The sequence below is a fragment of the Caproicibacterium argilliputei genome (assembly GCF_029211325.2).
GTDB classification, from domain to species: domain Bacteria; phylum Bacillota; class Clostridia; order Oscillospirales; family Acutalibacteraceae; genus Caproicibacterium; species Caproicibacterium argilliputei.
Window position 1 is genome coordinate 1634727 of the sequence record NZ_CP135996.1, and the last position, 13398, is coordinate 1648124.

Annotated in this window: 12 protein-coding genes and 1 tRNA gene; 4 read left to right on the forward strand and 9 right to left on the reverse strand. The window is 52.6% G+C overall.

Annotation, left to right across the window (positions count from 1 at the left end):
• Positions 1 to 97 precede the first annotated feature (97 nt).
• The 6 genes from PXC00_RS08005 to PXC00_RS08030 form a co-directional block, all read right to left on the reverse strand.
• Positions 98 to 1849, reverse strand: a complete 1752-nt coding sequence (locus tag PXC00_RS08005) for an ABC transporter ATP-binding protein (RefSeq protein WP_275844026.1) — start codon at positions 1847 to 1849, stop codon at positions 98 to 100.
• Positions 1846 to 3582 (reverse strand): ABC transporter ATP-binding protein, encoded by a 1737-nt coding sequence (locus PXC00_RS08010; protein ID WP_275844025.1) that lies wholly within the window; start codon positions 3580 to 3582, stop codon positions 1846 to 1848. Before PXC00_RS08010 ends, PXC00_RS08005 begins: the two co-directional genes overlap by 4 nt.
• 141 nt (positions 3583 to 3723) lie before the next feature.
• Complete coding sequence (locus tag PXC00_RS08015) at positions 3724 to 4392, reverse strand: flavin reductase (protein ID WP_275844024.1); 669 nt, start codon at positions 4390 to 4392, stop codon at positions 3724 to 3726.
• Between the two features lie 38 nt (positions 4393 to 4430).
• Positions 4431 to 5696, reverse strand: coding sequence for a replication-associated recombination protein A (locus PXC00_RS08020; RefSeq protein ID WP_275844023.1), 1266 nt, complete (start codon positions 5694 to 5696; stop codon positions 4431 to 4433).
• Positions 5697 to 5722: 26 nt separating this feature from the next.
• A complete protein-coding gene (locus tag PXC00_RS08025) occupies positions 5723 to 5875 on the reverse strand; it encodes a hypothetical protein (RefSeq protein ID WP_275844022.1) in 153 nt (50 codons plus the stop codon).
• 20 nt (positions 5876 to 5895) lie between these two features.
• The gene (locus PXC00_RS08030) at positions 5896 to 7149 is read right to left on the reverse strand and encodes a serine hydroxymethyltransferase (protein WP_275844021.1); all 1254 of its coding nucleotides are present in this window, start codon (positions 7147 to 7149) and stop codon (positions 5896 to 5898) included.
• A gap of 183 nt (positions 7150 to 7332) precedes the next feature.
• Here PXC00_RS08030 and nth point away from each other — a divergent pair, with 183 nt between their 5' ends.
• From nth to PXC00_RS08045, 3 genes are all read left to right on the forward strand, one after another.
• A complete protein-coding gene (nth, locus tag PXC00_RS08035; RefSeq protein WP_275844020.1) occupies positions 7333 to 7986 on the forward strand; it encodes an endonuclease III in 654 nt (217 codons plus the stop codon).
• Between the two features lie 48 nt (positions 7987 to 8034).
• Positions 8035 to 8859 carry a Cof-type HAD-IIB family hydrolase gene (locus PXC00_RS08040; RefSeq protein ID WP_275844019.1) on the forward strand — a complete coding sequence of 275 codons (825 nt, stop codon included), beginning with the start codon at positions 8035 to 8037 and terminating at the stop codon, positions 8857 to 8859.
• A gap of 125 nt (positions 8860 to 8984) precedes the next feature.
• A tRNA-Ala gene (locus tag PXC00_RS08045) sits at positions 8985 to 9060 on the forward strand.
• Between the two features lie 117 nt (positions 9061 to 9177).
• Here PXC00_RS08045 and PXC00_RS08050 read toward each other — a convergent pair.
• A complete protein-coding gene (locus PXC00_RS08050) occupies positions 9178 to 9768 on the reverse strand; it encodes a dipicolinate synthase subunit B (protein ID WP_275844018.1) in 591 nt (196 codons plus the stop codon).
• 5 nt (positions 9769 to 9773) lie between these two features.
• Positions 9774 to 10637 (reverse strand): dipicolinate synthase subunit DpsA, encoded by an 864-nt coding sequence (locus PXC00_RS08055; RefSeq protein ID WP_275844017.1) that lies wholly within the window; start codon positions 10635 to 10637, stop codon positions 9774 to 9776.
• Positions 10638 to 10826: 189 nt separating this feature from the next.
• Between PXC00_RS08055 and murC the strand changes: the two genes are divergently transcribed.
• On the forward strand, positions 10827 to 12203 hold the full coding sequence (gene murC, locus PXC00_RS08060) for a UDP-N-acetylmuramate--L-alanine ligase (protein ID WP_275844016.1): 1377 nt from the start codon (positions 10827 to 10829) through the stop codon (positions 12201 to 12203).
• Positions 12204 to 12285: 82 nt separating this feature from the next.
• Here murC and mreB read toward each other — a convergent pair whose 3' ends face one another.
• Positions 12286 to 13377 (reverse strand): rod shape-determining protein, encoded by a 1092-nt coding sequence (gene mreB, locus PXC00_RS08065; protein ID WP_316934910.1) that lies wholly within the window; start codon positions 13375 to 13377, stop codon positions 12286 to 12288.
• Positions 13378 to 13398: the final 21 nt, after the last annotated feature.

Below are 13398 nucleotides of genomic sequence, written 5' to 3' on the forward strand. Positions count from 1 at the left end.
TCTATCGGAATTGCCCTTACAAGGCTCGGGCACGACTAATTTTCAGAAAGCGCAACTAAAAAGCAATACCAATTTTCGGAACAAGTTTCTGCTTTGCTTAAATCTGCGCGCCTGCAAACTGGCTTTTGTACAGCTTGGCATAAAAGCCGTTTTTGCGCAGAAGCTCTGTGTGTGTTCCCTGTTCCACAATGTGGCCTTGATTCATCACAAGAATGCAGTCTGCATTTTGAATGGTGGAAAGCCGGTGTGCCACAATGAAACTGGTGCGCCCCTGAATCATTCGGTCAAAAGCGTGCTGGATGTGCACTTCCGTGCGGGTGTCAATGGAACTGGTTGCCTCGTCTAAAATGAAAATTGGCGGATCCACCAGCATCACGCGTGCAATGCACAAAAGCTGCCGCTGCCCCTGTGAAAAGTTGCTGCCGTCCTCCCGAATCACCGTGTCATAGCCCTGCGGCAAACGCATGATAAAGCTGTGCACATGCGCAGCCTTTGCTGCGGCAGTGACCTGCTCCAAAGAAGCATTTGGCCTACCATAAGCAATGTTTTCCCGCACGGTGCCGGAAAACAGCCAGCTGTCCTGCAGAACCATGCCGAAAACGCCGCGCAGACTGGCGCGCGTTACCGTGCGTACGTCCTTCCCATCTATCAGGATTGTGCCGCGGTCAGCATCGTAAAAGCGCATCAGCAAATTGATGATTGTCGTTTTCCCGCAGCCGGTCGGCCCGACAATGGCAATGTGCGAACCGGGTTCTGCGTGAAAGCTGAGATTTTCAATCAAGCGGCTTTCTTTGCTGTAAGAAAAGCCAAGGTTGTTTACATCCACCTGCCCCGCTGCGCCATGCAGCACCGCTGCAGCCGGAGAGTCTGACGTTTCCTCTGCCTCATCCAAAAAGTCAAACAAGCGGCGTGCCGAAGCAAATGCCGTCTGGATTTGCGTAATCACCGCTGTAACATCATTGAACGGCTTCGTATATTGATTGGCATAAGCCAAAAAACTCTGCACCTGCCCTACCGTGAGCGCCGCCGGCATACCGGTAATCACACAAACAGAGCCAAGAATCGCCACTGCCGCATAAACCAGATTGTTGACAAACCGCGTACTCGGATTAGAGAGGGAGGAATAAAACTGCGCCTTTACGCCGGATTCGTACAACCTGCCGTTGATTGCTTCAAAGGTTTCCTGCGCACGCTTTTCGAACGCAAAGGTTTTAACGATTTTCTGTCCGCTGATGTGTTCCTCCACAAAGCCGGTCAGTTCTCCCTGTGCCGCCTGCTGTCTGATAAACTGTTTGTGACACAGCCGTGCAATCATGGCTGCCACAAAGATGGAAAGCGGCGTAATCAGCACAACTGCCAGAGCAATCGCAGGACTAATGGAAAGCATAAACAGCAATGTACCAAGGATAGTAACAATTCCGGTAAAGAACTGCGTGGTTCCCTGCAGCAAACCGTCACTGACCTGATCCACATCATTTACAAGGCGGCTGATGATATCGCCATGCGAATGGGCATCTATATACGACAGCGGCAGCGTGTTGATTTTCCGATACGTCTGAATGCGCAGATCCCGCACCGTTTCGTATGCAGATTTATTGGTACAGTACGCCTGCACCCACTGAAACAGCGCACTGCCGACCACTGTCAGCAGCAGCTGTACCAGAATGGGCAGTAGCGCCTCAAAATCCACTTTTCCCGCACCGAGAATCTGGTCAATGGCGTGCCCTACCAGAATCGGGCCATACAGTGTCAGCAGTACATTGATAACAGCTGAAACAAAAGCGCCCGTTAAAATTGGCAGATACGGCTTCATATACCGAATCAGCCGTTTCAAAATCGGTTTTTTCATGATAGGCCCGCCTCCTCTCTGCTCATCTGACTCAGACAGATTTCCCGATATACTGCACAGGTCTGCATCAGCTCAGCATGGGTGCCGGTTCCGGCCACGCACCCCTCATCCAGTACAACAATTCGGTCTGCCGACCGAATCGTATTGGCACGCTGAGAAACCAATATCACCGTCAGCTCGCGGGTTTCTTCCCGGATGGCCCGCCGCAGGGCTGCATCCGTTGCAAAATCCAGCGCGCTGGCGGAATCATCCAGAATCAAAATCTGCGGCTCCCCAACTAAAGCGCGTGCAATGGTCAGCCGCTGGCGCTGGCCGCCGGAAAAGTTTTTGCCGCCGGCTTCCACTGGGCTGTCCAATCCCTGCGGCAAACAGCTGACAAACTCCGCTGCCTGCGAAACCCGCAGGGCTTTCTGTAACTCTGCTTCGGAAGCGTCCGCTTTCCGCCAGCACAGATTGCTGCGGATGGTGCCGGAAAACAGGCGCGCCTCCTGCGGCACTACACCAACCAAACGCCGCAGTTGTGCGAAAGGATAATCCTGCACAGGAACACCGTCCACCAGGACTTGCCCTTTTGTGGCTTCATACAAACGCGGAATCAAACTAACCAGAGTGCTTTTCCCACATCCAGTGCCGCCGATAACACCGATGGTCTGCCCCCTTTCAATACGCAAACTGACATTTTCCAGCGCATATTTCTCACTGCCGTCATACGAAAAAGAAACCTCGCGGAACTCTGCCTTTGGCGAATCCGGTACCGGCCGCACAGGCTTGTCCTGCTTCTCCTGAATTGCAGGCACGGTTTCCAGCACTTCTGTGACACGGGTAGCAGAAGCGGAAGCTTTTGTGAAGACGACAACTAGATTTGCCACCACCATCAGAGCCAGCAGCGTCTGACTCATATAATTGACAAACGCCATCACCTGCCCCTGCGTCAGGCTACCGGTGTTGACCTGCGTGCCGCCAAACCAAAGAATGGCCGCAACCGAAAAATTCATAATCAAGTATGTGGCCGGATTTAGCAAGGCAGAAAGCTTACCGACGCGCACCGCGATGTCCGCTTGCTCATCAGCCGCCGCATCAAACCGCTGTTCTTCCGTTTTTTCGCGTGCAAACGCACGAATCACACGCACACCGGAAAGTCCTTCCCGCGAAACCAAGGAAATTTGATCCAGCTTTTTCTGCATCACGCGAAAATACGGCACACTGCGGCTCATAATCAGGTACAGCGTCAAGCCGATCAGCGGTGTCGCGACCAGAAAAATCAATCCCAGCTTCCAGTCAATCGAAATTGCCATCACCACAGAACCAATTGCGAGAAACGGCGCACGAATCACCAATCGCACCAACATGGCCACTGCCACCTGCAGCTGATTAACATCATTGGTAATGCGGGTAATCAAAGAGGGTGTGCCGAACGCATCAATTTCTTTGTGCGAAAAACGATTGATTTGTTCGTACATCGCACTGCGCAGTGAGGTTCCGAATCCCTGAGAAGCGTAAGAAGCCATGCGCTGGCACACCAAAGCGCTGCACAACCCAACCACTGCCAAAATCAGCAACACCGTACCCTGGTGATAGACATACGGCAAATTGCGTTTACGTACGCCGTTGTCAATCATATCCGCTACTACCAGCGGCACAATTAGTTCAAAAACAGCCTCAATCAGTTTAAATACCGGACCCAGAATCATAAATATCCGATATTTTTTTAAATACACTGCCAATTTCCGCATAGAAAAACTCCTCTGCCTCTTTAAAAAAGTACACCGCACAGAAACCATAAGGCACCCTGCTCTGTCAAAATTCCGCCAGACAACCTGAAACACCAAAAAAGCCGGATGCGCAAAAACACACACCCAGCTTTTGCAAACACATTATTTTGCGCGGAGCTGCCGCTGAAACGCCGACTTCGGCGCCCCGCAGACCGGACAGACCCAGTCATCCGGAAGTTCTTCAAACGGCACAATCTGATCTTCATACACATACCGGCAGATGCGGCAGATAAAACTTTCGCCGTCGTTGCCTGCCAAGTCCGGCGTCGGCTTCTGATAAGTGGGTGCGTTTTTCGGCGCGCTCCCTTTAATGACTTGATGGTAGTACGCATACGTCATGGGTTTGCCGACCATGCGGTCACTTCCAGCTAAAATCTCGGCTAAAAATACAGTATGTGTCGGCGTCTCCATTTTATCTACCACTTTGCACAAGAACCAACAGCAGCTGTTTTCCTTAATGACCGGAACACCCTCCTGCAGCATTTTGTAACGGATATTCTCCAATTTATTCCCTGCACGCCCGGATTGAAAGCCAAGCGCACCAATCACCGCGCCGGACGTATCTTCGCTAAGCACACTGACGGTAAACAAACCGGTGCGGTGAATACACGCATAACTGTAATTCTTCCGGTTTATGCTCACTGTAAGCATATTCGGCTGGCCTGCCGCCTGTGTAACAGTATTGACAATGCACGCGGAGGGCTGCTTGCCATCTGTAACACCGACCGCATACATCCCGTACGTGAAGCTGTAAAGCACTTCGTTCTTCATACTGCACCTCCCATTCGCCGGACTTTTCCGAAACGCTCTTACTTGCCTTTGATGTAATTCCAGTAAGCAGCAAAGGACTGCTCATTTTTGTTGTCTCCGGGCGTGTAGTACACTGTCCCCTGCAAAAGATCCGGCAGGTACTGCTGTGCAACCCAATGGTTCGGGAAGCTGTGCGGATATTTGTAAAACTGTCCTTTGCGCACCGCGTCCGCCCCATCGTAGTGTTTATTCTGCAGTTGGCGCGGTACGGCACCGACTTTTCCTGCCTGTACGTCCGCCAGCGCCGCATCAATAGCGGCTTCTCCGGTATTGCTTTTCGGTGCCTGACAAACCAAAATCACTGCATCCGCAAGCGGAATGCGCGCCTCTGGCAGACCAACCATCTGAGCGGCATCCACCGCCGCCTTGACAATCGGGATAATCTGCGGATACGCAAGTCCCACATCTTCGCAGGCACAAACCATCAGCCGACGGCAAGCGGACGGCAGATCGCCGGCAGCCAACAGACGTGCCAAATAATGCAGCGCCGCATCCGGGTCAGAACCGCGCATTGACTTCTGGTAAGCAGAAACCAAATCATAATGCTCGTCACCCTCGCGGTCATAGCGCGGCGCACTGCTCTGTGTCAGTTCTGAGGCAAGTTGCTCCGACACCGAAAGCACGCCGTTTACCTTCGGCGCAGCCAGCACGCAAAGTTCTGCCGCGTTCATGGCTTTGCGCACGTCCCCACCGCATCCAAAGGCAATCCGCCGCACGGCTGCAGGCTGTGCCTGCACGGGTGCCCCCTGCTCCTCAGCAAGGATCTGGAAAGCGCGCTCCACAGCTGGGACGATTTCTTTGGACTCAACTGCTTTGAATTCAAAAACGGTTGAACGGCTGAGAATCGCATTGTACACATAAAAATACGGATTTTCTGTCGTGGAAGCAATCAACGTAATATCGCCGTTCTCAATAAACTCCAGCAGTGTTTGCTGCTGCTTTTTATTGAAGTACTGAATTTCATCCAGATACAGCAGAATGCCATTGACTGCCTCCAAAGTTCCCACTTTTCCGATAATTTCACGGATGTCCGCTGTAGAAGCAGAAGTGCCGTTCAATTTGCACAGATGTTTTTTGGTGCGCTTTGCAATGATGGATGCCAAGGTGGTTTTGCCGACTCCGGAAGGGCCGTAAAACACCAGATTGGGAATTTCACCGCTTTCGATAATACGACGCAGTGGCCGACCTTCACCCAACAGATGCTGTTGCCCGACAATCTCGTCAAGCGTGTTCGGGCGGATTCGGTCTGCCAGTGGTGCTGCCATGAAATTCCTCCTTCCGTCTGCACTGCTTAAGGTTTCTTCTCCACCGCATGATGATTCCCATTATTGGAATTATTAGAGCCGATGCAAATGCCTTCTTTTGCGGGAGCCATTAAGAAGCCAAAAACCGCACCGAGCAGCAGCATGGTGGTACACAGAAAAAAAGTCGTACTCCTTTTCATGGGGACTCTCCCTTTCCTGCTTATTCGTACAGCGGATACTGCGCGCACAGCGCTTCCACTTTGGCAAGTGAGGCTTCTTTGGTACCTGCAAAGTCGCGGATGCTGTCCGCGATACAGGACGCAATCACATCCATATCCGCCGGTTGCAAACCGCGTGTCGTGACCGCCGGTGTGCCCAGACGCACACCGGAAGTTTTGAACGGGCTGCGCTGCTCGCCGGGTACGGTGTTCTTGTTTGCGGTAATTCGGATGCTGTCCAGACGTGTTTCCAAATCCTTTCCGGTCAGTTCCATGCCGGTCAAATCAACCAGCATCAGGTGGTTATCGGTGCCGCCCGAAACCAGCTTCACGCCGCGGTCAAGCAGTCCCTTTGCCAATGCCTGCGCATTTTCAATAATCTTTTTTGCATACACTTGAAACTCCGGTTTCAGTGCTTCGCCCAGGCAGACAGCCTTGCCTGCAATCACGTGCATCAACGGGCCGCCCTGCGTTCCGGGAAAAATTGCCTTATCAATTGCCTTAGCATACTGCTCTTTACACAGGATCATACCGCCGCGCGGGCCGCGCAGCGTTTTGTGTGTGGTGGTCGTCACGATATCCGCATACGGTACCGGATTGGGATGCAGCCCCGCCGCGACCAGACCGGCGATGTGCGCCATGTCGATCATTAGCAGCGCGCCGCAGGCATCTGCCGCCTCGCGGAACTTCTGAAAGTCAATGGTACGCGGATACGCACTGGCACCGCCGACAATCATCTTCGGCTTCACATGCTTCGCCTGCGCAATAAGCTGGTCATAATCAATGCGTCCGGTTGCAGGGTCAACCCCGTAAGGTACAAAGTGAAAATAAGTGCCGGAAATATTGACTGGTGAACCGTGCGTCAGATGTCCACCCTCTGCAAGGTTCATACCCATCACGGTATCACCGGGCTTGAGCAGTGCAAAGTAAACTGCCGTGTTTGCCTGTGCACCGGAGTGCGGCTGCACATTGGCGTGCTCTGCGCCGAAAAGCTTGCAGGCGCGCTGACGGGCAAGCTCCTCAACCACATCCACATACTGACAGCCGCCGTAATACCGTTTGCCCGGATAACCCTCGGCATACTTATTGGTCAGTACACTGCCCATGGCCGCCATCACAGCTGGGGAAACAATATTTTCAGAAGCAATGAGTTCCAGATTCCGGCGCTGACGGGCAAGTTCCTCCTGCATGGCGCTGCCGACCTCCGGGTCTGCCTGGCTGACAAATCCGATTGTGTCCATCATATCCTTGTACATTTCCGCATTCTCCTTGCTGTCAGTTTTTTTCATTATACCGTTTCACGTTTGAAAATACAACACTGTACCGCAAGAAATGCATGGCGTACGTCGGATTCCTGCAAAAGTCTGCCTTTCCTTTACTATTTTCCGCTTTTGCGATAAAATACAAGTATTCTCTTTCTTGAAAGGCGGATGACCTCCATGACAAAACAAGCGCAGGCCCTGCTGGCGGTGGACGCACTGAAAAAGGAATATCCGGACGCAGCCTGCTCCCTGACCTACACAGACCCGCTGCAGCTGTTGATTGCCACACGGCTTTCCGCACAATGCACGGATGCCCGAGTCAATCTGGTGACACCCGCACTGTTTGCACGCTTCCCCACACTGGAAGCGTTCTGCCAAGCCACACCGGAGGAAGTCGGTACCTACATTCACTCCTGCGGCCTGTACAAAACCAAAGCGCGCGACATCTGCGCCATGTGCCGTATGCTCAAGGAAACGTTTGATGGCATTGTGCCGGACAGCATCGAAGAATTGACAAAATTGCCCGGCGTGGGCCGCAAAACCGCCAATCTGATTGTCGGTGACATCTACCACAAACCCGCCGTTGTAACGGATACGCACTGTATCCGTATCTGCGGCAGACTGGGACTTTCCGAAGGAAAGGACCCGCGGAAAGTGGAACTGCAACTGCGAAACATTCTTCCTCTGGAGGAAGGCAGCGCTTTTTGCCACCGATTGGTTCTGCACGGCAGGGCCGTCTGCACCGCACGCAGCCCTAAATGCGCCCAATGCTGTATGCACGAGTTCTGTAATACTTATGCAGCACAGCCAGAGGAACATACGAAATCCTAAAAACTTTGTTCTGCCGCACAAAAAAGATTCGTACCGGGAGGAGTCCTCATGAACATACAACTGCTTGCCATTGATATGGACGGAACCACATTAAATAGAAAGAACACCCTTTCGCCAGCCACACGCAACGCGCTGCAGCGTGCGGCGGACGCAGGCATTCTGGTGGTGCCCGCCACTGGAAGACAGTTTTCCGGTCTGCCGCCTGAGTTGGAAGCAGTTCACGGCATCCGCTATTACCTGTGCAGCAATGGCGCCGTTGTCTTCGACCGGCAGGAAGAAAAAATTCTGCATTGCGACCTGATGCAGCCCAGTCAGGCTTTGCGCGCCCTCGCGGAAATCAGCCGCTGGGAAAGTGCGGTGACCGATGTTTACATAGCCGGCAAAGCCTACACAACCATCGACCGTTATCAGGCACCGCTGCGATTCGGTGTGGATGCCCTGCATATCAAAACATTTCTGGCGTCCCGCATTCCGGTAAAAAGTCTGCCGGATCTGATTCGACAAAAGCAGCTGCAGCCGGAAAAAATCTTCTCGATTTTCTTGAACACTACCGAGCACAAAACGTGCTGGGACGTGCTCTGTGCACAGCCTGATCTGGCTGTGACCAACTCCATCCCCAACGCCATCGAAGTAACCAATGTGACTGCAACAAAGGGCGGCGGGCTTCAGGCGCTCGCGGCGCATCTGCATATTCCGCAGGATGCGGTGATGGCGGTAGGTGACGGTCTGAATGACCTGACCATGCTGGACTGGGCGGGTATCAGCGTTGCGATGGGAAACGCTGATATAAACGTGAAACGACACGCACGATACGAAACTGCCTCCTGCGATGAAGATGGGCTGGCGAAGGCAGTCGAACGATTCCTATTTTAATCGTTCTTTCTCCTTTTTTCTGATTTTTCAGAAAAAAGTCTTGACAAAATACACCGTTTATGCGATAATAGTCCACGTTGCATCTGAGTTGTATTTTAGAAGTGCAGCAGGAAATTAGTCGCTATGGGCTCGTAGCTCAGCTGGGAGAGCGCCGCGTTCGCAACGCGGAGGTCGACGGTTCGATCCCGTTCGGGTCCACCAAATTGTAAAAAGATGAACCGTTCATTTTTCGGTTCGTCTTTTTTATACTACTACAAAAACCCGCATGAATGGAGTACGCAGGCATTCATGCGGGTTTTTTATGTCTGTGAGGTACCGTCAGTCTCTGCCCTGCGGCGCCAGCAAAAGTGGCTGCAACTGTCTGCCCTGCAGCGCGGCTTCCACAGCGCTAGGCAGCAGAGAAAAGTCTGCTACCAAGGAAGTCGGTTTCTGCACCGAGTCATCCTGCCTCATCGGGGTAAAATAAATGTTTTTCACATTTAGAAGTCTCCCCAGATTCTGTGCGGATGCCGCAAGCGCATCGTTTGTGGCAATATGCAGCAGCACCGGTCTTTGCGCCCGCAAATTTGATTTCACCGCCATCGTCACGCAGGTGTCCGTAATACCGTGTGCGAGTTTCGCAAGCGTATTGCCTGTACAGGGCGCCACAATCATTAAATCAACCATTTTCTTAGGCCCGATGGGTTCCGCGCCGACAATCGTGCGGATTGCGGGGCGGTCTGCAATATCTTCAATCTCCCACAGAAAGTCCGCTGCCCTGCCAAAGCGTGTGTCCGTAGACGCAGCCGTTTCACTGATAACCGGCAAGATTTCGTACCCCATCTCCCGCAGGGCACGCATCTGCTGAATGGCTCGGTCAAATGTACAAAAGGAGCCGCACATTGCAAACCCCAAAGTTGTTTTATTCATTTCCGTCACTCCCTCATCATGTGATAAACTGTCTGCTTGATAATTTCCCCTGCTGTGCGCGGCGCAACCTTTGCAGGCAGCGAAAATGCATGAATTGCGCGGATACCCAGCTTTTTCGCCGCCTCCATATCCACACCGCCGGGTGCGGAAGACAGGTCAATCAGCAAGGTGCCACGCGGATAAACTGATAAAACCTTCTGCGTAAACAAAACATCGGGAACTGTATTAAAAAGGAAATCATACTCCCCACCGTCCCCCAGCTTGACAAGGGGAACCGCGCGGCATCCTGCGGCTTCAACAGCAGCCGCACTTTCTGCTCTGCGCACCGTTACAGAAACTGCCGCACCCAGCGCGCGCAGACGCGGCGCGAGTTGGCTGCCGATGCGCCCGAAACCGGCAATCAGGCACCTGCTGCCGCAGATGGTACCCGGAAACTCCCGCATGGCACATTCAATGGCCCCTTCTGCTGTAACAGCGGCGTTCCGCAAGGCAAAATCTTCGCGCGCACTGTAATCCTGCATCCCGACTTGTGCCAGCGCAGGGCACACCCGCACGGCTCTTTCCGGCATTCCTGCATAGACGCGGTGATTCTGCAGCAATTCTGCAAAACTTTCATTTAGTAAAATCGGATGCTCCGCATATTCCGCTTTCAGGGAAACCCCATCCGCAGTTATCGGTAGAGGCAGCAGAATCGTCGCACAGGCAGCCGCTGTTTTTTTCAAATCCGCTTTCTGCACCGCTTCTCCAAATTCTGCTTTCTCAAACCCGCAGGCATACACCAAAAAGCCGTCTCCGGCAATCGACTCCGCCAAAGCCAGCTGTCGGCGATCCCCACCTATGATGCCAAAGCTGTTCCGATTGATAAGCATAGCTGATTACCTCCAAATTTCATGTACCATACTATGGAAGACACGGAAAGGTTGTGCCCGCGAAAAAAAGGAATTACCGTCTTTTTGCCGGTATGGCTTGCATTCAGAGAAAAAAATGATTATGATAGGTACAGTTAGCTAAAAATAAGCGACGCTGTTTTTGCGTTTTTAATTAAGGAGTTGTTCGATATGAACGATATTTTATCCCGCGTGAAAAAAATACATTTTGTGGGGATTGGCGGCAGTGGAATGTGCCCGATTGCGGAAATTCTGATTCACCGTGGGTACGAGGTTTCCGGTTCTGACAATGCAGAATCCGACACGCTGCAGCGTATGCGTTCTTACGGGATTCCGATTTTTATGGGGCAGTGCGCCGAAAATGTACAGGGACGGGAACTGGTCGTTTACTCTGCGGCAATCAAAGCGGATAATCCGGAACTGGTTGCTGCCAAGGAGCTTGGCATTCCCTGTGTGGAACGCAGCGTTATGCTGGGCATGGTTACTAGCCGCTATCCCAAAAGCATCTGTGTATCCGGAACGCACGGCAAAACCACGACAACCGGCCTGATTACCTCTGTCCTGTTGGACGCCGGTGCAGACCCTTCTGCTGTCATTGGCGGAAAGCTGCCCCGCATCGGTACCAACGGACGTGCCGGCTCTTCGGATAAAATTGTTGTGGAAGCCTGCGAATACGTAGACACGTTTCTGCACCTGCACCCCTACCTCGCGGTCATTCTGAACATTGACGCCGACCATTTGGATTACTTTAAAAATCTGGATAATATTATCCGCTCCTTCCGTCAGTTTGCGACCCAAACTTCCGGAGTTTTGGTGGTAAATGGAGATGACGCGAACACACAGAAAGCTGTGGCAGGGCTGGAGCACGCAAAAATCATCACATTTGGTCAGGGCAAAGACTGCAACTACCGCGCAGTGAACATTTCAGACACCAAAGAAGCCCGCGAAAACTTTGACGTGATGAAAGACGGAAAAATCCTCTGCAATGTGACGCTTTCCATTCCGGGCAAGCACAATATCTACAACGCGCTTGCCGCGTTTGCCGTTTGCGACTACTTCGGTGTACCCACTGAGCAGCTAAAAAAGAGCCTGCACGCTTTTACTGGTGTGCACCGCCGCTTTGAAATGCTTGGCAAATATGAGGGCATTACCATTGCAGACGACTTTGCACATCACCCCACAGAACTGACCGCCACGCTGACTGCCGCCATGCAGATGGGCTTTCGGGAGGTTTGGACCATCTTCCAGCCGCACACCTACAGCCGCACCGCGCTGCTGCTGGATGACTTTGCAAAGGCGCTGACGATTCCCGACCATGCCGTTGTTTCGGAAATCCTCGCTGTGCGTGAAACCAACACCTACAACGTTTACGCGGAGGATTTAGTGAAAAAGGTGCCCGGCGCCGTTTACCGCAAAACTTTTGAAGAAATTGCAGACTATGTGATGGAACGCGCGAAGTCCGGCGACCTAATCCTGACCATGGGCGGCGGAAACATCTACCAATGCGCAAACCTGATTGTCGGTCGGTATAAAGCCCGCGCAAAATAATCTTTGACTAATTGAACACAAAAAGCTGCCGAATGTGCTATACAACACACACTCGGCAGCTTTTTCATGGTCAGAGAAAAAATCAATACACAGCGCTCAACGGGTTAATCACGCCATATTCTTTGTTCTCCGCGTCGTCCATAAAGGAAATGGCTTTCCCTGCACCCAAGGCCACGCAGATATCCGCATCTTCCGCGATATGCACCGGCATTTTCACTTTGTCGGAAAGGTAATCACTAAGACCGAAGAGCTTTGCAGAACCGCCAGTCATCACGATACCGTCCACATAAATATCGCCCAGAAGCTCCGGCGGTGTTTTTTCCAGCATTTCCTGTAGGATATGCGAAATTTCCGCCGCAGGATCCAGTAGCGGCGCTACCAGTTCCTCACTTGTAACGTCAATCCACGCCGGCAGCCCTGTGTTCGCGTCACGCCCCTTAATGCGGCAGATAATCGGTTCGGGACGCTGCATCACGCCGCCGACGGCGATTTTGCAGCTTTCCGCCATTCGGTCACCGATAATCAAGTCATATTTACTGCGCACATATCGAATAATCGCCTGGTCAAACGCAAAGCCTGCCACTTTAATGGAACGCGCGATAGACAGGCCACCCAGGGAAATGACGCCCATGTCGGTTGCACCGGCACCCACATCAATAATCAGCGAGCCGTGCGGATTGGCAACATCCACACCGGCGCCCATGGCCGCCGCCACCGGTTCATCGATGGAATATACGCGGCGCACCCGCGCACGGCTGACTGAGTTGACAATAGCGCGCCGCTCTACCCCGGTAATCTGACACGGCAGGCTGACCACCGCGCGCGGCATCACGTGCGTATGCATGATCTTGCTTCCACCCAAACGCTGAATATAATAATTGACCATATAGCGTGCCAATTCAAAGTTGGAAATCACCCCCATGACCAGCGGGTGAATCACCTTAATTTTGTCGCCGGTGCGTCCCAGCATGGCAAACGCCTCGCTGCCGACTGCCAGCACCTCTTCTGTATCTGCGCGAACCGCAACCACCGACGGTTCGTTGACAACCATGCCCTTCCCTTCGACATAGACTTTGATCGCATATGTACCAAGGTCGATTGCAATATCGGTACCGAGCACATAATCACATCCAATCTGTAAATTCCAATGCGCCGCCGCGCGGAATGACTGCACATATTCTCCCGGACAAATTCC